Raw genomic sequence first — 24,487 nt, 5'->3', positions numbered from 1 at the left:
CTAACGTATAAAAACATAAAAAAAGAGGAATTAAAAATGCATGTAAAACTGATTCATTTGCAATCCCCCACCATTTCGGAAGTGAACCATACTTCAAAAGAAGAACAACTAGAATGGTTGATGGAAGAGTATGGCGATATGGTGATTAGACTTGCCTATACTTATGTAAAGGAAAAACAAATTGCGGAAGATATTTCGCAGGAAGTATTTATTAGCTGTTACAAACACCTTTATAATTTTGAACAAAAATCCACTTATAAAACTTGGATTTATCGAATTACTGTTAATAAATGCAAAGACTATTTAAAAAGCTGGTCATATAGAAACGTTTATTATCGAGATAAAGTTCAATCATTTTTTAAAGGTAGCATCCATTCTTCGGAGTCAAAAATATTAGCAAACGAAGAAAATGAAGAGTTGTTTCATAAAGTATTAGCACTTCCAACAAAGCTAAGAGAATCCATCATCCTTTATTACTATGAAGGTTTCACCATTGATGAGATTGCCGAACTTTTAAGTATTAAAAGTAACACTGTAAAAACTAGATTACACCGTGCTAGAGCAGCCTTAAAAATGACGTTAGAGGAGGAAATCATCGATGAAAGATAAATGGAACTATCCAGAACAAAGAGATTTAAAGTTTGAACAGAAGCATAAGGAACATGTGTCAAAGAAAGTTGGAGAATTTCATAAAATAGGCAAAAAGGGCCGCAACATTTTATTCGTTAAAAGAATGACTCTTACAGCAGTATCTACTATTGGGTTAGTGGGGATACTTATTGCTTCAACATACGTTTCACCAGCTATGGCTAAAGTCGTTAGCAACATCCCTTATATTGCGGAATTTATCAATCAACAGGAACGTACGGTTGATTTATATGATACGGTAATTGACGTTATCAATAAACAAGAAAAGAAACTACTAAATCTTGAAATATCAAAGCAACAAATTAACATTACACTTCTTGGAACAGACGAAGAAATTCAAGCAATGAAAGAGAAAGTAGTTACAAATGTCGATACAGCTCTTCAGGAAAAAAATCTTGGTAATTTTTCAATCGATGTAAAAGCAGGGGAGGAAATTCCTTGGCCAGAAGATGATCCTGAGACTAAAAAGATGATCAAGGACAGTGAAGCTTTACACGATGAAATTATGGCACTCCTAAATGAAAATCATTATGAACCAGCTTTCCCAATTGAAGCTCGTGTAAATAATGTAGAGAATTTTATATATGTTGCAGTCCCGAATACGGAATCCAAAGAACGAATGGAAAAATTAAAAGAGCTATTAAAATCAGCCTCTTCAAAGTATGGTGATGATTTCAAAATGCGAATTACACGAATTGATATGAAGGCTCGTGAACAGGAGTTACGATGGGAGAAAAATGGTATTGTTCACTATATAGGTGGTGCGTTAATGGAAAATGAAGACTTTAATGTTACCGGTTATTCGTATTCCTTCCACCCTTATCCTTTAATGCTAAAATTGAAAACATCCATAAAATCCACAGACCCAGATGTTGAAGAACTTGTTGAGAAGATTGAAAATGAAATCACGCAATTTATTCAAAGCGATGAAAGAACAAAGGATATTCGAAACGACCCTTACGATTTAATTATTATGAGTAAAGACAAGAAGAGAATTAATTAAAGGATTTTCGCGGCTTACAATTTGTAGGCCGCGATTTAATTTACTCGAGCATTTGAAGAACCCAATCTTTAATATCAACTAATCGGAGGGAACTTGGTTTTGAATCTGTTCCTGTAATAATGAGTGGTACGAGTGAATCGACTTTATGCAACGATCCGTGAGCTCCCCCACCTGCATGATCGTAACTATGTTTTTCTATAAACTCATAATTAGGCACAGCATCCACAATAATATAACGTCCTTTATGTGAATGGAGAGCTCCATTTAATCTGGCAAGTGCATCAGGATAATTGTTAAATTGAATTTCCCCATTTTGGACTGTTAAATCTAAAATAGATTCGTCCCCTTCTATGTCCCAAGTTTGATTGTATTCATCTTTCAAATTGCCTTGTTTCGAAAAAACTAACTCTTCATTATTTGGTGCTGTCACATAGTTCTGCTCATTCTCGCTCCACGAAATAAATGCGATTCGGTCATCCTTTTTTAAAATCTCTACAACTTCTTGAATATTGAGTTTATCGTCTTTCAAGTAAATATAGGCCATCCGTTCATTCACCGCAAAAGCAATTTGGCCGTCTTGATTGTTGCGTTCCCAAAATGAATATTTGCTTAGAACTTTATTTAGATCAATTAATGATTTATCTTTTTTTACAGCAGATTGACCACTATCCCCAAGCACAATCCAAGTAACACTCTTTATTGCCTCTTCCCATGATGAAAAAGAATTTAATAGGTCTTGTAAGGATTCATCAGCCTTTTCAATTGCTTGTAAATCATCTGATCCTTTAGAGTGTATGCGTGCATCTGCATCCGGTAAGTAGGCAAGAGTAAAAGATGGCAATTGATTTTGCTCCAATAAATATTTAAACTCCCGAACGGAAAATTCATTACTTACCCCCATTTTGTCCCAAGCGAATTTTTGCAAATTATTATTTGGACTCAACTGCGATAAAGCACCAAGAGACAGAATTGTTGGTCCTTTTACCTCAATATTTTTCGGCAAAATCTTCATTGTCGATATAAGAAATGGCACATTAAGGTTTTGCTCCACTTTCCCACGATAAATGAGACCATTAATTGACGCCGATTGAATATTGCGATTTGCCAGTTCCTCGTGAATGGTTGTAACACTTGAACTGAGATGTTTATTATTCAATCGAATTACACTATCTTGAACAACATTTCGTACACCATCATTCCAAATTTCGCCAGGGCCGCTACCATAACTAACAATTCGGTTTGCATCTTGGTTAAACCATATTAGACCTGGAATTTTATGTTCGTCCGCAAAAACACCCGTTAGTAAAGAACTATCAAGAGTAACAGACATTGTAGGATATGAACTAACCATATCCGTATATAGCTGTCCATTTTCAACTAAAAACGAAAATGCCGGGGCCTTCCCTTCAGCCATTGCCTTTTGAAGAGGCTCACTCATTAAAGAATCAATCGTAATAAGAACAATCCTTTTTTCTTGTTGGGTAATTTTTATGTCAGAAATATCTTTAGGCTTTGATATCGATAGAGCCATTACAAAACATACTAAAACAATCAACACTGCTCCAATTACTATGAAAAATTTACGCAGCATAGTTTCACCTGATTCCATTTATTATTGAATAGTATGTTTCTTATAGAAAGGAAGCATGCATAAAAAAAGCGCATCTACCAAATTGTAGACGCACTTACATTAAGTCTTTAAATTTTTCACGTTTAAATATACCGAAATATAAAATAATGAACCCTATTACTTCTAAAAAAACAAAGCCATATACCATGATTGTCATTCCGGCAAATCCATCCCCTACACTAATACCGAATAAGATACCTGAAACCCAAGATATTAGTGGTGCAATGAAAAGAATGGTTGTAATCCCCCAAATGAGAAATTTCCGTTTTTTAGTAGCCCTACGACTTAAAAAGACAGCCGATATAATGGCTAATACTAAAATGATGATAGCTATTGGCATATGGTTCTCCTCACTTCTTCCATAGATTTACTAAGGTGCACGGCTAAAAACTGATTATAATAATGTAAAGACTCTTCTTGTAAATTTTATTTAACCATATTTATTACGTAACGTATGAATCTTATTTGATAATTTCATTTACAATTTCTCTATTTTGATGAAGGAAAGATTGGTATTTTGTAATTTCCAAATTTAAAAATAGTAACTTACTTTTAGAACGGGTAATGCCCGTATAAATTAATTCTTCATCTACCGCATCTTCATCCTGGCCAAAGGGATTTTCAAGTAATAAGAAAACATTTTCTGCTTCCCAACCTTTAAAGCTATGGATTGTGGATATTTTCATCGTCCCCCGATTCATTTGAAATGCAATCTTTTCATTTTTTCTTACTTGTTGAAGTTTATCATTTAGTATCCAAGGTTGTTTATGGAATTTACGATTTAACAACTCAAAGGTCTCTTTCGTTTCAAATGTTTTCGTTAATTGGAGATGATATTTTGTTCGAAAAATATATTCGATTTCTCGTAACGTCTTAATGTGCCTTCCTAAAATTACGACATCATTATAAGTAATTTTCTGTTCATGAATATATTGATAGATAAAATCACAAAAAGGCTCTAAATCAATAAAATTAGCATGAACGTCCCCGATATATCCTGTTTCTAAACTTAACTCCTGCTGCGTACTAAACTCCAGTTTTTTGTATCGCCTTTTCAAATACTTCTCAAAATAACTTAAGGCTAGTTCGGAAATGACTGTTGATAAACGATAGGATTCATTTAATGTTTTCCATTCCTCATCCTCAATGATTGTATTTATATCCCATTGATCTAGCGTAGTACCATAAATATTCTGCTTTTCATCGCCAAATACAACCAGTTCGCCGTTCTTTACTAAAAAATACTTCTTAATCATCATCTGCCAGTTATAGTTATAGTCCTGAATCTCATCAATGAAGATTGCATTGTATTTTTGAATTTCTACATTATCAAACAAATTGAGATCTTCATAGTTTGTTATTTCCACTTCATATTCATTGGCCATCGTATTAATGAAATTATGATAATTATCAATATGAAACATACTCCATGGGAATTCATCGCGCACTTGATTTAATTTATCCCGAATAAAATTTCGTAACGTAATATTATAGGTTAGTATCAGCACCCTACTTTTTGTTCGCTTTTGCGCATTGACCGCTCGTTTCGCCAACACAAATGTTTTTCCAGAACCTGCGACACCTTTAATTTTCACTTCACCCTTTTTACTCTTAATTAACTTTTGTTGCTCCTTACTATAGGTTATCTCTTTCCCTAGTTCGAGTAGGTGAATTGACGGTGCAAATAGTAGTTGAAACTCATGATAATATCGATTTGTGAAATCTTGTGATAAGTTTGATCTGAAAAAGTGCATATTTCTAAAACGATCAAAATTTAAAGAATCGCTTCCTAGAATTGTTACCCATCTATTATACTCCCTGCACTCTCTACAAAAATTGAGCGCTTCACTTTCGGGCATATTATGAAAATAAACAGCAGTTTGGACATAACCAAATTTTGAAGACTGATGAATACTATCTTCAACAAATCCTTGTATAAAAGAAAAGATATGCTCTTTATAATCTTGCACTTGTTTTATCGGCGACTTTACTTTCGCAGGTTTATTTGAGGTTTGCACATACCAATGATTATTTGAAATTTTATATAAATTAAGATTCCAATCTTTTACTTCAATAATTAAAATTCCTTTTGTGCGATGTAAGATAATAAAATCCGGTAAGCTCCCATTTAGAAATGGTTGAAAATAAACCGTATATTCATCATTTAAGTTCGACAAAAATGTTAATAATGTACTTTCACCACTTGTTGGTTTTTGTTTTAGTTTATCTATTTCTTCTAATGTTGGTACGATGATTGCCATGACACCAACTCCTTTAATCTATAATACTATTTATTATAGGCTGATTACTGAAGATAACCAATATGGGAATGAGTGGAACTTAATAAAGCAGTTGCGATAAAACACAACTGCTTCTTACTTTAATCATTTTTTCGTAATCTTGAAGGTTTGCGTTCTATCTTGGACCTTACTAAATTCCTGCTTTCTTCTACCAACTGAATAACATATTCATAAGTTCCGTAGTTTGCCTCAATGTCGAGTGTTTCACTACTAGTATGTTCATCGTGATAACCTGCAGATAGATTTACACTGTTAATGCCTTGTTCTGCCCATACTCTTGTGTCGCTACTTCCCCCAGCAACTGCTGCCCAACGATTACGGTGCACACGTCTCCCAATACGTTCAACACCACGAGCAAATTCATCTATACAAAATGGGATATAACCACCACAAGACGTAACAATATCACTTGTTCCCCTTCTATCAACAACAAAGGCCATATCGACATCCCATAAGAAAGACTTCGCTACTTTTCTTGCTCCTACTAAACCGATTTCTTCCTCTACTGTGAAAGCAAACTTTATCGTACCTCGGAAATTCATATGGTGAATCGAACGCGCCATAGCTAGTAATACACAAACACCCGCACGATCATCGGCACCAAGAATCCCTTCACTTGATGTCCAAATATGATTGTTCTTTAAAATAATACGATTATGCACAAAACCATCCACTGTATCTAAATGAGCATTTAATAAAACGGTTGGACCATTTCCTTTCTTCACTTGTGCTAAGATATTCCCGTAATGATCAATTTCTAAATCATCCACATATGGTGTTAATTGCTCCACTACAAATGTTCGGATATCTTCTTCTTCACCACTTACCCCAGAAATTGATAGCAGTTTTTCGAGTAAGGTAAAATAATCTTCTTTGTTCATTAACGGATTGTGATTATGAAATATTTTTTCGGCCTCTTCCACAGTTAGGTTCGCTAATTTACTAGCAAACTTCGGAAGCTCATACCGACTTTCAATGAAGTTCACATGGGATTGAATTAAATCGAATCGTACCCCTACATACTTTAATAAAATTGCTGCTCTTTTTGCCGTCCCTGCATTCGTAAAGTAGATATGGGCTCTACTTTTATCATGACCATCACAGCTTCCAGTAGTAGCACATCCTAATCGGTTTAATTGCATTACTAGACCACGAACATAAATATCAACCGTGTGTAAAGGAAGTTGATTATACTGAAACAGCATTTCACCTGTAGATTCATAAAGTGCCTCGAGCAATTGAATGAAAGCTGTTTCTTCCATTTCTTGAATGCCATCAACCTTCTCCATTACCTGATGAAAATGCATCATATTTTGCTCATTCGTGTCGGTAATGCGTATTCCTAAATCACTATCCTCCAAAAGAAATCCATAGCGTGTCATTAATTCTTTAACTGCTAACATAGTACCCTCTCCTCATGCTTTTTTGTCCCTGTTTGGAACTTGTAATGTAAGTATAAGAAAAGGGTGAGACAGCGATTGTCTCAGGTGGAGCTAGTTAATAATCAAAAATATCTTCATAAAATTGGCTTTGACGAAAGACTACGATGTAATTTGATGTCGCTAATTCAAAGCTTTGCGGATAACGATTTTGAAAGGTCCCTTCTGACACTTTAAAAATCTTTTCCCCTGCATCTTCTACTTCTGCAAGTTCATTGATGCGTGAAACATATTTCCGATGGGTTGCCCAAGATCTATCGGATTCATATTCAAACCTTATGTCATCATACGTAACCATCCCTTTTTCTAGGATAGTTTCTAGTTGGAAACGGAGTAATGCTGATAAATCATTTGGTACATTGCGTTTCTCATGCTGCCCTACTTTGATAAAAACATCCTTTTCTACAAAACTAATAAGTATCATGTCACCATGAAGCCCTGCTTTATAATGTAAATAATCTTCTAAAGAAAGAATTTGTTTCTTCCCATTTATATAAGCCGTATAATGTTCAGTTGCATTTTCTAGCATTAACATCACTTCTTGAATTTCGCGACCTTCTACTTTTAGGCTGTAATCGAATGAAGCTTCTTCGATATTTAACTCCTCTGCTTTCTCAAGACTTCCTTTTAACAATTGTCCAGCACAATAGCCAATCAACATATGGGCCTTCAAAAGTTGTGCTTTTTCTAGAGGATAAGTTCTATTACGTTTATCATTAATTTTGATAGCTTCTTCAAACTTTTGTATTGCTCGAGAATATTTCTTGCGATCCATTAAAAAAATTCCGTACCGATAGCGAACCTCTGCATTATTTTTGTCTGCATTAAGAATTCGAACAAATCTCCGGCGAAGCTCCCTTTCCTTCTTTTGTAAATAGCGTTCACCTGTTAATTCAGGAGTATCCTGATTACGAACCCTTACCATCTTTCTTCCATAAGCTGCTTTTTCCCGTCGCAATTGTTCCATTTCGTTCTTTTGATATGGAATATAATGATCGTCCATAATAGCCACCTACTTTTGATATCGTTATTGAATAATTTACACTTTATAACACAAAATAGTAAACGGTTTATCAAAGATGGGATAGGTGAAATACATGAAAAAGCAATTCCATGTTGTGGGAGCAATCATAGAAAACGAACAGAAAGAAATTTTTTGCGCTTTAAGAGGACCGGATATGTCATTAGCAGGTTTTTGGGAGTTCCCTGGTGGCAAAATTGAAACTGGCGAAACTCCCGAAGAAGCATTAGTTCGGGAAATTAAAGAAGAGTTCAATTGTGAGATTGAGGTTCGCGAAAAAGTAGAAGACACAACATATGAATATGAGGATGTGATGGTAAGATTGGAAACTTTTAAAGCAAAACTAATTGCAAGAGAACCTATTGCAACTGAGCACGCCGAAGTAAGATGGATATCTCGAGATGAGATTAGATATTTAAATTTCGCCCCTGCAGATGTTCCGGCGGTGGAAAAGATATCAAAAAAGCAGTAAAGTAACTAGTGGATGGATCTTCTCGATTCAACCAGATGATAAAGTTTAACAATTTCCGATATATTAATATTTTTAAATAGTAGGTGATGGAGTTTGCGCATTAAAAAAGGTATCCCCAATATGTTAACATTAGGCAATTTATACTGCGGCTTTCTTTCAATAGGTTTTGCTGCAAATGGTCATTACAAAAACGCAGCAATTTTAATCATAATCGGCATGATGTTAGACAGTATGGACGGTAGATTAGCTAGAATTTTAAATGCCGATAGCACTTTAGGAAAAGAGTTAGATTCTTTAGCTGACATTGTTACTTTTGGAATAGCCCCATCATTTCTAATGTATTACACCTATTTTTACCAATTAGGGTTAACTGGTTTAGCAATTGCAGGATTGTTTCCTTTGTTCGGAGCCTTTCGATTAGCCAGATTCAATATTAGCAGTAATAAATCATCTCAACATTACTTTATTGGTGTACCAATTACGGCAGCTGGTGGTATTTTAGCTTTACTGTCCTTATTTAATTACCATATTCCCAATATCATAACAACGGTAATTTTTACTGCGCTTTGCTTCTTAATGGTGAGTAAGCTTAGAATTCCAAGTTTAAAAGATGTTCCATTACCTAAGTACGGTACAATTGTTACGATTTTTTTAGGATGTTTATTATTTATTTTATATAAAAAAACATATGGTACATTTCCATACTTAATATATATTGCAGCACCTACATATATTATCTATGTACTTTATCAGTTTGTAAAAAACAAAAAATAACCATTCCATTCTCCTACGCTACAACTTATCATTAAGTTGTAGTTTATTTTTATACCGAAAGTATCCATTCTTGCATTGGATTCTTCATGTTAAATTTTGAAGGGAACAAATTAATGAAAATTACACGTAAAATTAAATATTACCTCATACGAATATTTCGGCTAAAATCTAGTCCACACCAGGTAGCTCTTGGTTTGACGATGGGTTTTATTCCAAGTTGGATTCCGCTGTTTGGATTAGGTCCTGTGCTTTCTATTGGTTTGGCTAAACTAGCTAGAGCAAATACCATTTCAGCTTTTGTAGGCGGTGTGATAGGCACTCCCATTTGGCCACTTCTTTTCATATTAAATTACATGGTTGGGGGCTTTCTATTGGATAGAAAATCTAAGGTGGATACTCTAGATGAAGTCGAATACAAAACAGCCATCGATCATACGCTTGCAGGGTTCTTCAAATCTCATTCGAGTGGATTATTATTTCTATCAGGTGCATTCGTAAACATTATCATATCCTCAATCCTCATTTACTTTATAACGTTTTTCCTATTCAAAAAGTACCGGGTGAAGGTATTAAATAAGCTAAGATGAAGCTAAGCTGTAATAAATTAAGTGTGTGAGCTTTAAAATTTATACATAACACTTGTATTCTCTAGCACGTGTAAAATTGTGAAAAAGCTAGTAACTATTTAGAAACTAGCTCATGTACTACTTTATAGGGGTTTTCTTTTAGTAGGGTTATATCTATTGCTTCTTTCCGATCTCCGTGTATATGAATTAACTGTCCCGTAGTCCAAATAAATTCATGTTCAGGAATAACAAAAGAATGGATAGATGTATTCTGAGTTACGTTTTCCCTATTCAATCTAATCTCAACCACATTAGCAATCGCTTTTAATGCTAACCAAAACTGCCTTTGCTCATTTGAGGTTAAGAAAAGCTCTTGTATAGATTTTGCATCACCATATAAATATTCTTCCACTAATAATGGTTCACTTAAAATATAAGAATCCACTTTGATACCATCTAACCTCGTAACCCAAGCTTCCACATGAAAGACAAAATAATTATTTTTGCGTTCAATTGCCTTAATGAGTCCTTCTTCAAGTATATTTTCGGACGTACATAATGCAATTTTATTGGCGTTATTCCAACTAATTGGTAGTTGGTCTTCACGGACACTTATTGCCCTCGCAGTAATTATTTCATCTAGTTTATCAATTGGAATAATCATGACAAACTCCTGTTGCAACTCATATAAAAACTCTTTTGTTCCTATTGGCAATATCCCATCTCTTTGTAATTCTTCTGCACTCTTATTTAATAGATTATTGATGATTGTCTCCACTAAATCTGTTGCTTTCGGCAAAAACGGAAGTCCACCAATATTCACCTTTTCAATGCTTTTATATAGGTCATGTTCCTGATAACGGTCTATTTCATTCCAAGGAAATAATACATACGCTCCAAATGCAGTACGTTCATAAATACCATTACTTTCAGCAACAATTGCATCTCGATAACGATGCATTGTATTAATATCATCTTCCATTGGTCCAGGTCCGTTTTTATTTTCCACTCCAAAATTGATTCGGTATTTAGCATCAAAGATATATTGATATTCATAGTTTTTTCCCAGTTTTTTAATACTCAACATAGTGTCTGGTTTTTGATTTACAGTGATATTTCCTTTTGTTGAGTATTGGTATTGAAGGTGAATAATCTCACCTGTTTTTTTATTTCTAAAAACTAGTCTAGCACCACTATCTTTGTTCAAGTTAACTACTAACCCATTACTATCTACTTTTATTACATCTTGTGATAATTGCTCACATTCCTCACGTAAAATTTTCCCTAAACGTAAGAAGGTCCAGTATTCATATAATGTTGCAATATCTTTTATAGACATTTTATATAGTTCGCCACTTAACACAATACCTTTAGAAAGGGTAGCATAAATTTGATAGACATCTCTGTAACCAGGAGCCATTTGCAATACCATACTAATAATCGAACGATCTAATAACCCAATGTTTCTCCAAAAAGGTTTATTTAGTTTCTTTGATAACCTGGATTTCATATCATCTAGAATAAATAGTACCTCTTGATCTGCTTCCCCGTTAAACCTCATTTTTGCATTTTTAATTACATCATAAAGAGCTTCTATTCTGGCATATAAACGCTGTAATGTCATTTTCACATATCGATTTTCATGTGTGTCTGTTATATGTTCTTTTTTGATTAACAGCCCTTTTTTAGGTAGCATTTGGATATCATTAATTGGTATCCCATTTTCAACTTCAATAAATAAACTTGCATTTTTTCTTAAATATGCACGCCCTTTGCTATCTTGTTTTCTAAGTCTATCTCCTCTAACTTCTTCATAAACTGTTCGTAATTCTAGATGTGGTTTTTGTTCGACAAAATTAACTACTTTTATATATTCATTAAAATGTTTTTGGAGTAGACGGTAAAACTCTGCCCCAGTAGGCTCGTTATAAACTTCATCTGTACCTAATAAATAAGTGCGTTTGATAAATGCATATGCCAAATTATAAATTTCTTCATTCACTTCTTTTAATAATGCTTTGTAATCATCTTTGTAGTTTAACTTTGTTGGATATATCTCAATTACTACGGACAAAAGAGTTTCATTATTTTCATCACGGATTTCAAAGTTACTATAGCCAACCTCATTTTGAAAATGTAGTACACCTGTTAGTGAATTGGTGTTTAAGAATTTATGAATCGAATTTCGGAAACCTTCATATTCATGCCAAAAGTGAATCTCCCTATCCCCTACTGGTTGAACTTGTAATTCATACATTCCATTTTCAAAAAAGAGTGGTAAAAAAGATCGCCCATTACTTTCTATAAGTTGATTAGTCTTAATATCAAATATCTTCACCTTTGCGTTATTAGTACAAGTAAAGTGCATTTTTTCATCTTTAATAAATGATTTAGAACTATCATTATGATATCTTTGGAAATCTATATTCCCAGAAATAGCCAATATAAGCTCATCTGTTTCAATTGTTAGAAGCTGGACCCCTTTAAGAAACCCAGAATGAAGTGAATCCATCTCTATCTAACCTCCTGAGCATTTCCTTCACTTTGTTTTGGCTTCTAGGATATCTCTCTAGTTCATTTAGTAAGTCATTTAGTATTTGACGGACAACATTTTCTGTTCCACCAACACGAGGTAAAATTTTTTGCATTATACAGAAGTCCATTGCTTCTTCTTCTGAAAACAACATGCCTGATTCTGAGTTATGAGCCAAATAGAAACCTATTTCGTCGCGTACACGGTATCCAACTTGAGCATTTATAGGTTCTAAAATTTTATTAATTTTCACAAGCTTTTCAGATACTTTTCTAATAAGTGGTTCATGTTCATGAAAAATATCTATTAAATGAATGTAAGATGCTTTTATAGAATCATTAGAAACATGTATTGGCTCAACAATATCGTTTAAAGACATTGATGCAAAATTCATTAAATCAATATCATTAAATTCAATTGTATTTGCACGGTCTAATACCTTTTTACTGAAAGGATAAGTTGTTTCATCCATATTCACCGTTCCGATAATATACAAGTTATTTGGCAATGTTAGTGATTTATCTACCATATCAATTAGTTGAGAGGAAGTAATACGGTCTACTTCTTTATTTCGACTTTCCATCACACTAAGTACATCACTAAAATAATACTCAACTCTAGCCAGATTCATTTCATCTAGTAAGATAAAATACGGTATATTAGGCATTTCATGAGCTTGCTCTACTATTTTTGTTAAAGGTCCTTTAACAAAATCACCTTTAATATCTGTATATCCTAATAACTCTGAACTATCGCTCCAATCAGGCCGAACTGGAATTAACTTAAACTGATTATTCTCTTCTGTAGCCCCAATACTTTCTGCAAACAACTGTACAATCTTTGTTTTTCCAGTACCAGAAATACCTGATATGATTACAAAGGGTTTAGAACGCAGTGATAAGTACAGGTTTTGGATCTGTTGTAATGAATAAGAGAAACCCCTAGATTGTATATAGTTAGCGATGTGTTTAATTAAATCCAGTGAATTTAAATCTAAGTATGTATCTGATTCACCCTTACTATCGTTAACATTCTCCTTATCCTTTATTTCATTAAAGTAAGATAATAGTTCAGCTTCGTTTACTTCCTTTAGCAAAAACTTGCTATCAGGTAGCCCTTGTAATCGAATAAAATATCCTTGGTCATCCCTTTTTATGGTATATTGCCACTTGTACGTTTTTTTATGGGGATATAATTGTTCTTCAGGAGTCATTTTATCCAAAAATTCAACTAAATTTCCAAGCAATAAGATAGACTTGTATCTAACAATTATTAGTTTCTTCTTTTTAGATTCTCTTGCAATTTCAATGTTATTTAAAATTATGTCAAATCGGTCATTGTTGTTTTGCATTGTTGGGGATATCACAAAGTATTTATTATTTTCGAATATAATTGAGTTTTTAGACTTTTCTTCTAACTTTAATTTGGAGATAAGGATATCTCTATTCACTGAAGCTGCTTGATTTGTGTATGCCATTATTTTCACCTCAGAAAAAAATTCAAACTTCCATATTTATTAAACAGTTCTCCTAAAGTTCATTATAACCTTTATCAGTTTGTATTTTATGGAGATTTATACATAATTAGTATTTAAATTAACTACAAAAAAAGTGTGGACTAGTTAATAACTTAATCTACACTTTTTCACTATAAAACATTTATTGGATTTTTAATAACATCCCCATTTTTCATCCAGATTTCATAAGGTTCTGGTCCACAATAATATAAATGACAAAGTTCATAGTAATCACCATTATCATCTTTATATACAACAGAACTCTCCATAATAGGATCAGCTAATACTCCTAATACATAATTTGGTATTTCCTCTTGAGCTAAGCCATGTTCAAAGCCTACATAATCTTCAGTAATCTCTTCTATCTTTATTACTTTGTTTAATAGTTTATGGAGACCTTTTTGCAATCTAATTTTTTTAAACTCTAAAATCATTTCCTCCAAATCCAATATACTCAAACTCCTTTAAAGAACAATAATTAGATGCATTTTATATGGATAATTGTCATCATCAAGAAATTTTAAACATTAATATTTAGAGTCAATTCGAAATCGAGCACTTTATTGCACTTAAATAATGTTTTTGAACTTATCGCTTTTATTTAACCCATCCAATTTCATCATGTCACATTAATATTAGAAAAGGCTCGGCCCTTTATATAAGGAGCCAAGCCTAGTTATTCCCTTAGTTAGAAAACCAAATCTAACTTCTCTTGAATTTCGCGTTTATGTAGAGGTTTGGGCGTTGGATTTGTTAGGGCGTTTTCGATTTCCTTAGCTAAAGCGTAACTGAGTAATGGGGGGACCGCATTTCCGATTTGGACGTATTGTTCCCTCATGTTCCCGACAAAAACAAAATCGTCCGGGAAAGATTGTAGTCTTGCTGCTTCCCTTACCGAAAGGGTTCTACACTCTGTTGGATGGATATATTCGTAACCATCCATTCCAATATGGGCAATTACGGTCCATGAAGCTTCCGCTAATGGCAACCGTCTGCAGCGGGTTTGGATAACGGATGAACTAAACGTATCAAATAGTGATATTTTTTCTTTAGTCGTGTCATCTAGTTCCATATACTTTTGTCCCGGCTTCAGATAATTAAACATTTGTTTTGCTTCGTTGTTCGATACTCTACAAATGTTATTTCTTACCCATGTGCTATTTCCTCGAATAAATCGTTGGTATTTCGTTAGGTTTTCGTATTTTGAATATGGTAAGTGATCAAGTCGCCAATCATCCGTAATGTCTGGTAAATCTAATAAGGCATTCTCTACTGATACAAAATCCTCTTTCTCTTCAAGCAGCTCCGTATTACTCTCAGGAAATTCGAAGTGATATCCATCTAAATATCCACAAACAAAAAGTCTTTTGCGATTTTGTGGCACACCATAGTTCACTGCGTCTAACACTTTATACGTTATTGTATATTCCGGTAGATGCTCACTTAAATAATCTAAAAAATCATTGAAGATCATTCCCTCAAATTTCGTTTGAAACCCTGGGACATTTTCCATTAAAAACATTTTCGGTTTGAAAAATGATAAATAGTCTAAGTAATTTTTATAGTAATAATTCCGGATATCTTTTTTAATGTCTTTTCCAAGGGATTTGATTTTCCCCTGACTTAATGAGGAAAACGTTTGACATGGAGGACTACCAATTAAAACATCCACTGTTTGATTTCCGATGATATCATTAAACTCACTTGGAGAAAGTTGCGTTATATCATTCACAACTGTATGACATTGTGGAAAGTTAAGCTTATGTGTGGCCGCTGCTTTTTCGTTAAAATCCAGTGCACCGATTAAGTTAAAGCCCGCAAGTTTAAACCCTGTACTACTTCCCCCTGCTCCGCAAAATAAATCGATGACGTTGAAATTGTTTTGCTGAATTGTTCGTTGTTGCTCATTTGGAGGATTATTCACATTCACTTTTACAAAATCATAATTCTTTTTGCTCTTTTTAATTTTTTCGTTGATTTCTCTTGAATCAAAAAACCTTTGCCCATTAATCCAATGTTCTGTCATTGTTTCATCGATTATGTGCTTATTTATTTCATCGATTGGCAAAAATAATGCCTTCTCTAACTCTGCTTCACTTAATAAAAATTGTATATTTGACATATTCCCACCTTCACTAAACGCAACTTGTTTCCTGCAATATTTCAATTAACCGTTTTTCCAAAATTTCTTTCCGCGCGAGTATGTCGATTTGCCTTGATGAGATTTTCACCTTTACCCCGTTAATGGGATTTTCTACTTGCCAAGAATGTTCTGACCTGTTTGCCTGAACGATTTCTGGATAGATTAAAATCGCTTCATGGGTTTTATAGGCAATACAAGTCGCCAGTACCTGGTAAAAATCTTCTCTCGTTGGTTTTGATTTAAAATAATTTGATTCAAGTTGTAGTTTATATTTTGCATCGATAATGACTGTTCCTTTATCCGTAGAAACGAAATCATCTGGACGAACAAAATAACTCCCACCTGTTGAGGAGGTTGCTAATTGGTGTTCTGATTGCGCTCTATGATGGATACCGAGTGATCTTGCTGCTGCCTCTACATAATAACAAACAATATTTTCAAAGGCTTTTTCCATATTAATAATAAATCCTAGTATTTTCCCACCATTACTGTGAATTTCACTACGATTATAATTATTTAAAAACAATCTCCTAGCAATTTTCAAGCAGTTTGTATACACCCTAAATTGCCTTGGGACAGTTAGTCTTTGAACAAAATTAGCATCTAATAAATCAACATTTACGTCATGAAATTGTTGCATCAATTTTCTAAGGTCGCTTTTGATCTTCCCATCGTTAACATGCGTTAATAGGTAGTTGCATCCCCATAACAATAACCGATTGCTATCGTTATCTTCTTTAAGTTTTTTATATTTACACCAAATGTTCGGCTCCAAAATAGGATTTTGCAGTTCTTTTTGAACTAATATTTGACCACGAATATTTCTCCTTTTTTCTACAACCGTTTCATAAGTGGTGATTTTAACATGCTTTAAAGCTTTATTTAATTCTTCAATATACTGTTCCGCAATCGCATGAATAAATTCGCTGTCCATGTCATTTGATGATTTATATTTGCTAATGTATAGTGTTTTATTTCGATTACGTTCAGAGGTTTCCAATACTCTCCGATAAAGCCGTTTTAAATCACTATTATTTTTTCTATCTACACCATTCACACCGAAATTTTTAGGCCAAATGTTAATATGGATATTTTCGAATGAAATACTCCCTGCTATGCTATCAATTCTAAAGGATTCTTCTGTAATGCTAAACGGGTTGACCCGAAGCCCAAGTTCCTTTTTTATTGTTTTACCTATCGCAAAGATTTCTCGACTATATTTAAGAATCTCATCTTCTAGAGGATGTTCCTGATTTTCAACAAAGTCAAAATTAATCATTCACATAAAACCCCTTTAAAGTTTCGATTCTTTCGGTAGGACTTAATTTTGCAAAGCTGGAGATTTCAAAGCCATAATTTTTCGTCTTAATTAATGGTGAACTTTCACCTAAAATTCTTTGAGCAACTTCCTCGTCATTTATATAGTCTTGAAGAGTTGGTAAAATCATTGCATCGAAAACTTGAAAGATTGTATTTATAGACAAATCTCTCTCATCTTTCAAATTCCAAAAAACAGAATGGCCAAGTTGGTAATCAAGCCCTAATGTATTGGTGATTCTTTCGTTGATACCTTTTAAGAGACCAATTGCTAAAGAAAGTAAGTCTTCTCTTGATTGAATGTCATTTAAGGTTTCCACATCGATTGTTTTCTTCTCAATACTAAACCATAATCTTAGTAGTTCGTAATCCGGATATAAATCAATAATGACAAATCTTCTTTTTAAGGCACTGTCTAATTTATTTTTCGCAAGACTTAAAGGGTTCATTGTACAGATTAGATGCATATTTTTTGGTAGCACTAGGTCACTATCATGCATTTTAATTGATACTTTTTCTCTTTTATCAGGTTCAAGTAAGGTGATTAGCTCGCCAAAATTTTCAGCTGCATTACTACGATCTAGGCCTTCAATAACCATTAATGTATCTTCGTTCGTTACTAAATGTGCTAATTCTAACAATTTTCCAGATTTATATACGTAATCTACATTCCCGGAAGAATCTACTTTTGCTGAAATCCCCTCTAATACATCCTCATAAGCAGTAGAGGAATGCCAGTGCATCGTTTTTGTCTCTTCAAATTGCTTCATAACAATTTTTACCAAACTGCTTTTACCTGTCCCACTGCTACCAGTTAAAATAACGTTTTTATGGCGTTTTAACTTTTTATAAAGGTCAGCTATAATGCTTTCCTGATATTCCTCAAAAGTAGTACATTCAACCTCTTGGGCATTTTCGGAATGGATTCTATAACTGCTACCACAAGCAGAAGCCATTAAATTAATAATGTCGTCGGAAGAAAACGTGGAGAAATCCAACATTTCATAGCCAAAATCAGTTTGGTGAAATAGCTTATCTAAATTCTCCATAGTAAAAAGTTCAATATAATATTCATTGGGAAAAACATCTTTTAAATGCGGAAGAACTTTATATTTTAAAATATCCGCTAAAATGTCGGTGGCTTCTCCCTCATTTTCTGACTCCATCAATCCCCAGAAATATCCTTGACCCATTTCATATTCTTTGCCGACATATTCGTTTAGCTGATAGTTCAAATACGAAAAGAGTTGAACAACAAAATCCGTTAAGCCTTTCCCAATGTTTGGATTTCCTTCTAAATAACTTTTTAGAACGTCCACATTTGGCTCAACTTCTACCGTAATAAATCGTCTTTTTATACTAATATCTAATGGGCTAACAGATTTATCTAAAGAATTCATTGTTCCAATTACATAAAAATGATTGTTGACTTTTAGCTCGTTCAGTACAACACCATCGATTGTTAATGCGTCATTTAAACTTACAGAATTGGTTTCACGATCATTGAGGTCTAATAAAGCAATTGTATTCCCAAAAACATCTTCTGTATTTGCACGGTTAATTTCGTCAATTACGAGCAATACTTCTTGCCCTTCTGCATTTCTTTTAACTAGTTCCGTAAATGGGCCAATATGATGCTTGTATCCTAGTTTTCCGTCTTTAATGACCGGATCGAGTCCAACTACAAAATTTTCATAAGCGTAGTTCGGATGGAATGTACACCATTCATAAGAAAATTCTTTATGCTGGGTGTTGGAAATTGCAATTGGTGCACTCGTATTGAAATAATCGTAATTACCCGACGTATCTAATAATTCTAATACCTCATTTAATAGATGGGTTTTCCCCGTTCCAGGTGGCCCATATAAAATAATGTTTTTATATCGTTTTAGCTTATCAACTACTTCATTTGCTGTAATACTCATATCTAATACCCTCTATCCAACAAATTGATTAATCTCAGACGCTCCACAACTTCCTTTTATTCTACTACTTAATACGGGATGAAGATTGCTGTCTTTAATATTCGCCATTAACGCATGGTTGAACTTTTGACCATTTTCATCCTCATAGCAGATGACCAAAAAGTAATTATGCTCAATAAAAGCTTTTCTCGTCTTAATAAAGTAATCATCAAATAAAAAGTCTGGATTTAAAATTAACTCATGAAACTGATCTTGCGTATCTTTTGCCCATTCATATAAGTTCCCTTTATATTCACGAAGCGCTCTTAAACGTTGGGATACATATTGATGTAGCTTTTGAGAATGTTCTGAAGCGCCCTCTGTCTCATTAAAACCTTCCAGTAATTCATTAAGTAACTTCATTGTTCCTAAATACCAAATATCGATAATATCTCCAGGTTCCGTCCATAATCTTTGAGAGATCTTTACTTTATTACCTCGAGGGTCATTAGCTCCTTGCCATAACTTTAGATTATTTTTAGAATTATCTAATGGCACACTAAAATACTTAGGGGTAACTGGTATTTTTTCTAATCCAACAAAATCTGACCACACACCTGGGTTTTCGTTATTATTTCCCCATTCAAGTGCATGGTCTGCCCTTAATTTTTTAAACTTTTTACTTGATTCTGGAACATTCATTCCTAGTGTTAATCTTCTAACTTGTCCAAAAATCACTCGTCTCCAAACAATGTGCTTAATATACATTTTTTCGCCCCTTGTTGAAAATTAATGTTTATATTCCTCATATATTTCTGTAAGAACATTGGCAATTAGTTCAGAAAACTTAGGTGGTACGGCATTTCCTACAATTGTATATTGGTCAATAAAGCTGCCTAGGAATTTGTAATCGTCTGGGAATGATTGAAGTCTTGCTGCTTCTCGAACAGTTAATAAACGGTTACATTCTGGATGGAAGAAACGTCCACATGTTATTTTTTTAATCCCTGCAACAATGGTTCCTGATGGCTTGTCCCATTCAAGTCGACCATAAAGATTTTTCACAAAGCCACCACTGCCGTAGCCACCGTTTTTCATTTTGATGAGATGGTTTGATAAATACTCATCTGGGATGTCTTGTAACCCGCCAGCTGTAGGTACTTGTCGAATTCGTTCTAGATTATCTTCGCGATAGTCGAATACGTTGTGGTTATAGATTGTTTGACCGTCGATAACGATTTCGTCTTCCCCTTCACCACTTTCGAATCGGGGTAAATCATAAATAACATCACGTAGCGTCTTTTGTACATTATGCATAGTATGATTTGTTACTTTCGCATTTATAATAGATAAAAAATCATCCATTTGTTTTACCTCGTCTTGGCGAATAGCTAAAAGGAATAAACGCTTTCTCGTTTGGGCTAGTCCAACTTGTTTCCCTTCGATAAAAATCGTTTCAGCATAATAACCATTTTCGCGCAAGAAATTTTTCGCGTACTGTGGGTAACGTACTCCACTCTCATGGCGCATACTCTGAATAGCAGGTACGTTTTCCATGATGATCATTTTTGGAGATACTTGTATTGCGATATCTAAATAAGCATCAACTAATTTATTTCGGTCGTCCTTTTCGCTTCGTTTTCCTAATGTACTAAAGCCTTGGCAAGGTGGTCCTCCAACTAAAACGTCAATGGAGTTTTCTCTAATAATTTCAATTAACTCATTTCGTTGTTCCTCTTCAAATAGATTCATTTGTAGAAACTCGCCATCAGCTAACCTATGATAGGAAGTGTAATTTAGTCTAGCAACTTCCCAAAAGTCTACAGCTAATTTATGCTCCAGACCCGCTTCAATAAGCCCTAACGACATTCCTCCGCCACCACAAAATAAATCTGAAAAACTATACATATATTACATTCTCCTAATCTATTAACATTCGTCTATGTACACGTAATGCGAACATTCTTTCTGTTTTTCTTTATTATAAACAAAATTAGTAGTTTGATTAAGTTATTTGTCCGTTATATAAGTATATAACGTCGACGCACCCTAATTATATGGTAATTCGTATATTACTTTTTGAAATAGTGGTTTTATTGGTAATGCGTCACGGGGTATGGAATTTAATTTAAATATGTGGTTTACCCAACCAAATAAGTAATATAATAGCATTGTACTAACTACATTAAGGAGAGTGGTTCTATATGATTATCGTTACAACTGAGAATGTTCCAAATTACAAAGTAACAGAAGTATTAGGCCCAGTATTCGGATTAACTGTAAGGGCTAGAGGTATTGGTAAAGATATCGTCGCTTCTTTCAAGGGGCTAGTTGGTGGGGAAATCAATCAATATACTGAAATGCTTGAAGATGCAAGAAAACAAGCAATCGATCGCATGGTGAGAAATGCAACGGCAATGGGCGCAAATGCAATCGTGATGATGCGCTTTGACTCTGGTGAAATCGGCCAAAACATGAGCGAAATTATCGCCTATGGAACGGCTGTTAAAATCGATAAGGCGTAACAAATGAAGTGGATTATAGGGTTTTACGGCATTCAATTTTTAATTCTAATTTTATTAATTATTTTATCTTGGTTGATTTATGATCGCCGCTTCAAGAAAAAACATGGTAAACAAGTACCCAAAGACTTTGTTCGTACAAATGAAGTATCAATTGACCCAACTACCGGAAAAAAATTAATTGTCTACTTCAATCCCGAAACTGGCGAAAGGTTTTACAAGGAAGACTAATAAAATAAGCAATATAAAAGGGTATGAAAAACTAATGTCCATGCCCTTTTATCATAAGTGTTAAAAAGCCTAACTTTATTATTTCATTTCCCCGGCCCTATTCTCTTTACGTACAACCTAAATAAAGCATGATCCACTCCAAGAGAGAATAACCATGCTAAAAATCACGTCTATTTTTATGTAAGATGGGTGGCTGCTTCATTTATATGATGACAGTTCGATTCAATTGTCTCCCAATCTGAGAAAATTCGAATGATATCTTCTTCTATTAATAAACTACCTTGTTGCACTTCAATGATTTCTAGTTCTTCTAATGCCTTAATTGCATGATAATCTCCGGGAGAAATTTTCAAAACATCCCCTGCCTGAACGATTCTCATTTTCTCGTTATGTGCAAATAGCCCTTTGCCCTTTAAAATTGTCCAGACTTCTGATCGATGGTGGTGATATTGGTAACTTAAATTTCTTCCACTATATATGCATATTCTCTTTGTAAGTACCTCTTGTTCTGAATTTATCTTTGTATAATCTAGCACTTTATACCAGCCCCATCTTCTCTCTTCTACCATGGGCCTACCATTATGGTGAGCAATAATTTTCACTTGCTCGCTCTGCTTCTTATCACTAATTAATATACCATCTGGGCTTGCTACTACGATGCTACTCTTCAGGCCAATTACATGAATGGGTATGTCTAATTCATTAAAGACATGTGTATTTTCACAGCTAAGAGAGGTGCTTGCATTACCGTAGACATTGGAATCAAAATGCTCACATAGTACACCCCAAGTACCCAAATCCTCCCATGTACCATCAAACTCCATACAATAAATGTTATTCTCATTCTCTAAAACAACATAATCAAAACTACTATTTTGTAACAAATTGTATTTACGCATAATTGCTGAATAACTGCTGGGTAATTGTTGCTTTTCTAAAAAATCAAGAATGTACTTAGCTTGAAACATAAATGTACCACTATTCCATAAACCGCCTTGCGAAATATACGTTTTAGCTAATTCTATAGTCGGTTTTTCACGGAATGTTTTAACTTTTTTAACAGCTGCACTATATTCTTCAGGAATAATATATCCATACTGCTGTGAAGGAAAGGTCGGTTTTATCCCCATTAAAAATACATTTGGCTCTATGTTTTTATAGATTGAAGCCATTTCGATTAATTGTTTAAAGAACTCTATTTCAACATAAGGATCTACTGGAATCACACAAATAAGCTCATCTTTAGCAATTTTCTTATTCTCTACAAAATAAGTAGTACCAAGGACGATAGCGGGGAAAGTATCTCTTTTCTCAGGTTCTACTAAAACTTCAATGTCGTAATCCAATTGATGGTAAATTTGTTCTAAATAGTGTTCAGAGGAAACGATTAAGGTGTCTTTAGCTAATCCAACTTCTTGCAGTTGCTTCCATATCCTTTGTATCATGGACTCACTTTCCCCACGCTTGTCCTTTAATACTTTAAGAAATTGCTTAGATCGTACACCATTTGATAAGGGCCATAGCCGTTTACCGGATCCTCCACATAGTAGGATAATCTTCATTATGTTTCCCCCTTATGAACAGAAAGCTGTTTCTTTTTAGATTTCAAAATTGATTGAAGCGCAACTACTGTAAGTGCTACATACATAAAGAACATTCCACATGTAAGAAGAGGATGTTTGATATAACGTTTTATATTTCCAAACGAATATAGACTTGCCCTAAAAAAATACCAACGAGTAAGAGCTTTTTTAAATCCTTGTTCTTCCGTTTGAAAGGTTTTTGGCATTTGATTAAAATAATATGCCTTTTTAGCTATAATATTTTTAAAAGTAACATAGCCTTCATCATGGTAAACTCCGCTAAAAATAGCCCTTCTAATAGTGCCACCCTTTTCTAAATACCGAATCGTAGGCTGTATTTCTTCAAAGGCAATTTGTTTTTCGTTTAATCCTTCCGACTCCTGATAGGCTGTCATTCTCCAAAACCTAGCAGCCTCTATTGAATTTGCACTAACCATTTCATTTTCAAAATTAATTGTTTCTCTCTCAAAAACTTTTACTTTTGAATAGAAATTAGTAAAAGACGTTCTTGGAATTTCCGGGATCACTAACGCACCTACATTGGAATTTTCGTGTAAATATTGAACACACGAATAAATCAATCCTTCTAATAAAATCATATCGGAATCAATAAAATATAAATAATTTGCATTGATTTGGCTTGCTACATTAATGGCTTCTTTTCTTGCTATTCCGCGCTCTTGATGTGGGAGGCTAATAATATGTAAATTTTTATATTTGGATGCCATCTTATTTAGAATTGCTAAAGTTTCATCAGTGGATCCATCATCGGCTACCACGACTTCAAGGTTCGGATAATCTTGTTCTAGACAACTTTCTAGGCATTTATCAATGATTGTTTGATTATTGTATGTGGACAGAGCGATGCATACCTTTTCTTGCATA

At 34.0% G+C, this 24,487-nt stretch carries 22 protein-coding genes; 7 read left to right on the top strand and 15 right to left on the bottom strand.

Annotated elements, in window-relative coordinates; translation table 11 throughout:
• The first annotated feature begins 36 nt into the window (after nucleotides 1-36).
• Both CRO00_RS10610 and CRO00_RS10605 read left to right on the top strand, forming a co-directional pair.
• Entirely contained in the window at nucleotides 37-609 is a 573-nt protein-coding gene (locus CRO00_RS10610; RefSeq protein ID WP_097073646.1) for a sigma-70 family RNA polymerase sigma factor, read from the top strand.
• A complete protein-coding gene (locus tag CRO00_RS10605; protein WP_097073645.1) occupies nucleotides 599-1,651 on the top strand; it encodes a DUF4030 domain-containing protein in 1,053 nt (350 codons plus the stop codon). The genes CRO00_RS10610 and CRO00_RS10605 overlap by 11 nt, the downstream gene beginning before the upstream one ends.
• A 40-nt stretch (nucleotides 1,652-1,691) precedes the next feature.
• On the opposite strand, the gene CRO00_RS10600 is transcribed toward CRO00_RS10605, so the two are convergent.
• The 5 genes from CRO00_RS10600 to CRO00_RS10580 form a co-directional block, all read right to left on the bottom strand.
• A complete protein-coding gene (locus tag CRO00_RS10600; protein WP_097073644.1) occupies nucleotides 1,692-3,242 on the bottom strand; it encodes an alkaline phosphatase family protein in 1,551 nt (516 codons plus the stop codon).
• 94 nt (nucleotides 3,243-3,336) lie between these two features.
• A complete protein-coding gene (locus CRO00_RS10595; protein WP_097073643.1) occupies nucleotides 3,337-3,621 on the bottom strand; it encodes a hypothetical protein in 285 nt (94 codons plus the stop codon).
• 121 nt (nucleotides 3,622-3,742) lie between these two features.
• The gene (locus tag CRO00_RS10590; protein WP_097073642.1) at nucleotides 3,743-5,542 is read right to left on the bottom strand and encodes a UvrD-helicase domain-containing protein; all 1,800 of its coding nucleotides are present in this window, start codon (nucleotides 5,540-5,542) and stop codon (nucleotides 3,743-3,745) included.
• A gap of 119 nt (nucleotides 5,543-5,661) precedes the next feature.
• Complete coding sequence (locus tag CRO00_RS10585) at nucleotides 5,662-6,984, bottom strand: M20/M25/M40 family metallo-hydrolase (protein ID WP_097073641.1); 1,323 nt, start codon at nucleotides 6,982-6,984, stop codon at nucleotides 5,662-5,664.
• Between the two features lie 94 nt (nucleotides 6,985-7,078).
• Nucleotides 7,079-8,023, bottom strand: coding sequence for a tetratricopeptide repeat protein (locus tag CRO00_RS10580; RefSeq protein WP_097073640.1), 945 nt, complete (start codon nucleotides 8,021-8,023; stop codon nucleotides 7,079-7,081).
• Nucleotides 8,024-8,117: 94 nt separating this feature from the next.
• Between CRO00_RS10580 and CRO00_RS10575 the strand changes: the two genes are divergently transcribed.
• The 3 genes from CRO00_RS10575 (at nucleotide 8,118) to CRO00_RS10565 (ending at nucleotide 9,874) form a co-directional block, all read left to right on the top strand.
• Entirely contained in the window at nucleotides 8,118-8,513 is a 396-nt protein-coding gene (locus CRO00_RS10575) for a (deoxy)nucleoside triphosphate pyrophosphohydrolase (RefSeq protein ID WP_097073639.1), read from the top strand.
• 93 nt (nucleotides 8,514-8,606) lie between these two features.
• Nucleotides 8,607-9,287 (top strand): CDP-diacylglycerol--serine O-phosphatidyltransferase, encoded by a 681-nt coding sequence (gene pssA, locus CRO00_RS10570; RefSeq protein WP_097073638.1) that lies wholly within the window; start codon nucleotides 8,607-8,609, stop codon nucleotides 9,285-9,287.
• 86 nt (nucleotides 9,288-9,373) lie between these two features.
• On the top strand, nucleotides 9,374-9,874 hold the full coding sequence (locus CRO00_RS10565; protein WP_337189413.1) for a DUF2062 domain-containing protein: 501 nt from the start codon (nucleotides 9,374-9,376) through the stop codon (nucleotides 9,872-9,874).
• Nucleotides 9,875-9,968: 94 nt separating this feature from the next.
• Here the strand turns inward: CRO00_RS10565 and CRO00_RS10560 are convergent, their stop codons facing one another.
• The 8 genes from CRO00_RS10560 to CRO00_RS10525 all read right to left on the bottom strand — a co-directional run bounded on the left by CRO00_RS10560 (nucleotide 9,969) and on the right by CRO00_RS10525 (nucleotide 21,174).
• The gene (locus CRO00_RS10560; RefSeq protein ID WP_097073636.1) at nucleotides 9,969-12,365 is read right to left on the bottom strand and encodes a restriction endonuclease-like protein; all 2,397 of its coding nucleotides are present in this window, start codon (nucleotides 12,363-12,365) and stop codon (nucleotides 9,969-9,971) included.
• Nucleotides 12,337-13,863: an McrB family protein gene (locus tag CRO00_RS10555; protein WP_237658382.1), complete on the bottom strand. Its 1,527-nt coding sequence runs from the start codon at nucleotides 13,861-13,863 to the stop codon at nucleotides 12,337-12,339. The genes CRO00_RS10560 and CRO00_RS10555 overlap by 29 nt, the downstream gene beginning before the upstream one ends.
• A gap of 170 nt (nucleotides 13,864-14,033) precedes the next feature.
• Entirely contained in the window at nucleotides 14,034-14,351 is a 318-nt protein-coding gene (locus CRO00_RS10550) for a hypothetical protein (protein WP_097073635.1), read from the bottom strand.
• A gap of 239 nt (nucleotides 14,352-14,590) precedes the next feature.
• Nucleotides 14,591-16,024 (bottom strand): DNA cytosine methyltransferase, encoded by a 1,434-nt coding sequence (locus CRO00_RS10545; RefSeq protein WP_097073634.1) that lies wholly within the window; start codon nucleotides 16,022-16,024, stop codon nucleotides 14,591-14,593.
• Nucleotides 16,025-16,037: 13 nt separating this feature from the next.
• Nucleotides 16,038-17,324 carry a 5-methylcytosine restriction system specificity protein McrC gene (locus CRO00_RS10540; protein WP_097073633.1) on the bottom strand — a complete coding sequence of 429 codons (1,287 nt, stop codon included), beginning with the start codon at nucleotides 17,322-17,324 and terminating at the stop codon, nucleotides 16,038-16,040.
• Nucleotides 17,317-19,287 carry an AAA family ATPase gene (locus CRO00_RS10535; RefSeq protein ID WP_097073632.1) on the bottom strand — a complete coding sequence of 657 codons (1,971 nt, stop codon included), beginning with the start codon at nucleotides 19,285-19,287 and terminating at the stop codon, nucleotides 17,317-17,319. The genes CRO00_RS10540 and CRO00_RS10535 overlap by 8 nt, the downstream gene beginning before the upstream one ends.
• 12 nt (nucleotides 19,288-19,299) lie before the next feature.
• Nucleotides 19,300-20,034, bottom strand: coding sequence for a hypothetical protein (locus CRO00_RS10530; protein WP_097073631.1), 735 nt, complete (start codon nucleotides 20,032-20,034; stop codon nucleotides 19,300-19,302).
• Between the two features lie 21 nt (nucleotides 20,035-20,055).
• Nucleotides 20,056-21,174, bottom strand: a complete 1,119-nt coding sequence (locus CRO00_RS10525) for a DNA cytosine methyltransferase (protein ID WP_097073630.1) — start codon at nucleotides 21,172-21,174, stop codon at nucleotides 20,056-20,058.
• Nucleotides 21,175-21,470: 296 nt separating this feature from the next.
• Between CRO00_RS10525 and CRO00_RS10520 the strand changes: the two genes are divergently transcribed.
• A complete protein-coding gene (locus CRO00_RS10520; RefSeq protein ID WP_097073629.1) occupies nucleotides 21,471-21,791 on the top strand; it encodes a YbjQ family protein in 321 nt (106 codons plus the stop codon).
• A gap of 3 nt (nucleotides 21,792-21,794) precedes the next feature.
• Nucleotides 21,795-22,019: a hypothetical protein gene (locus CRO00_RS10515; protein WP_097073628.1), complete on the top strand. Its 225-nt coding sequence runs from the start codon at nucleotides 21,795-21,797 to the stop codon at nucleotides 22,017-22,019.
• 176 nt (nucleotides 22,020-22,195) lie between these two features.
• Here CRO00_RS10515 and CRO00_RS10510 read toward each other — a convergent pair whose 3' ends face one another.
• Both CRO00_RS10510 and CRO00_RS10505 read right to left on the bottom strand, forming a co-directional pair.
• Complete coding sequence (locus CRO00_RS10510; protein WP_097073627.1) at nucleotides 22,196-23,581, bottom strand: sugar phosphate nucleotidyltransferase; 1,386 nt, start codon at nucleotides 23,579-23,581, stop codon at nucleotides 22,196-22,198.
• Nucleotides 23,581-24,486: a glycosyltransferase family 2 protein gene (locus CRO00_RS10505; protein WP_097073626.1), complete on the bottom strand. Its 906-nt coding sequence runs from the start codon at nucleotides 24,484-24,486 to the stop codon at nucleotides 23,581-23,583. The genes CRO00_RS10510 and CRO00_RS10505 overlap by 1 nt, the downstream gene beginning before the upstream one ends.
• Between the last annotated feature and the right edge of the window lies 1 nt (nucleotide 24,487).

The organism is Ureibacillus xyleni (assembly GCF_900217795.1).
GTDB classification, from domain to species: domain Bacteria; phylum Bacillota; class Bacilli; order Bacillales_A; family Planococcaceae; genus Ureibacillus; species Ureibacillus xyleni.
Note: the sequence above shows the minus strand (reverse complement) of the source record. Positions and strands in the feature narration are given on the sequence as shown.

Excerpts from the sequence above, each read along its gene's own strand:
- CRO00_RS10600 (WP_097073644.1), bottom strand. The coding sequence starts at position 3,242 with ATGCTGCGTAAATTTTTCATAGTAATTGGAGCAGTGTTGATTGTTTTA.
- CRO00_RS10525 (WP_097073630.1), bottom strand. The coding sequence starts at position 21,174 with ATGTATAGTTTTTCAGATTTATTTTGTGGTGGCGGAGGAATGTCGTTA.
- CRO00_RS10515 (WP_097073628.1), top strand. The coding sequence starts at position 21,795 with ATGAAGTGGATTATAGGGTTTTACGGCATTCAATTTTTAATTCTAATT.
- CRO00_RS10535 (WP_097073632.1), bottom strand. The coding sequence starts at position 19,287 with ATGAGTATTACAGCAAATGAAGTAGTTGATAAGCTAAAACGATATAAA.
- CRO00_RS10590 (WP_097073642.1), bottom strand. The coding sequence starts at position 5,542 with ATGGCAATCATCGTACCAACATTAGAAGAAATAGATAAACTAAAACAA.
- CRO00_RS10530 (WP_097073631.1), bottom strand. The coding sequence starts at position 20,034 with ATGTATATTAAGCACATTGTTTGGAGACGAGTGATTTTTGGACAAGTT.
- CRO00_RS10510 (WP_097073627.1), bottom strand. The coding sequence starts at position 23,581 with ATGAAGATTATCCTACTATGTGGAGGATCCGGTAAACGGCTATGGCCC.
- CRO00_RS10595 (WP_097073643.1), bottom strand. The coding sequence starts at position 3,621 with ATGCCAATAGCTATCATCATTTTAGTATTAGCCATTATATCGGCTGTC.
- CRO00_RS10585 (WP_097073641.1), bottom strand. The coding sequence starts at position 6,984 with ATGTTAGCAGTTAAAGAATTAATGACACGCTATGGATTTCTTTTGGAG.
- CRO00_RS10555 (WP_237658382.1), bottom strand. The coding sequence starts at position 13,863 with ATGGCATACACAAATCAAGCAGCTTCAGTGAATAGAGATATCCTTATC.
- CRO00_RS10540 (WP_097073633.1), bottom strand. The coding sequence starts at position 17,324 with ATGATTAATTTTGACTTTGTTGAAAATCAGGAACATCCTCTAGAAGAT.
- CRO00_RS10560 (WP_097073636.1), bottom strand. The coding sequence starts at position 12,365 with ATGGATTCACTTCATTCTGGGTTTCTTAAAGGGGTCCAGCTTCTAACA.
- CRO00_RS10545 (WP_097073634.1), bottom strand. The coding sequence starts at position 16,024 with ATGTCAAATATACAATTTTTATTAAGTGAAGCAGAGTTAGAGAAGGCA.
- CRO00_RS10605 (WP_097073645.1), top strand. The coding sequence starts at position 599 with ATGAAAGATAAATGGAACTATCCAGAACAAAGAGATTTAAAGTTTGAA.
- CRO00_RS10565 (WP_337189413.1), top strand. The coding sequence starts at position 9,374 with ATGTTAAATTTTGAAGGGAACAAATTAATGAAAATTACACGTAAAATT.
- CRO00_RS10610 (WP_097073646.1), top strand. The coding sequence starts at position 37 with ATGCATGTAAAACTGATTCATTTGCAATCCCCCACCATTTCGGAAGTG.
- CRO00_RS10580 (WP_097073640.1), bottom strand. The coding sequence starts at position 8,023 with ATGGACGATCATTATATTCCATATCAAAAGAACGAAATGGAACAATTG.
- CRO00_RS10505 (WP_097073626.1), bottom strand. The coding sequence starts at position 24,486 with ATGCAAGAAAAGGTATGCATCGCTCTGTCCACATACAATAATCAAACA.
- CRO00_RS10520 (WP_097073629.1), top strand. The coding sequence starts at position 21,471 with ATGATTATCGTTACAACTGAGAATGTTCCAAATTACAAAGTAACAGAA.
- CRO00_RS10575 (WP_097073639.1), top strand. The coding sequence starts at position 8,118 with ATGAAAAAGCAATTCCATGTTGTGGGAGCAATCATAGAAAACGAACAG.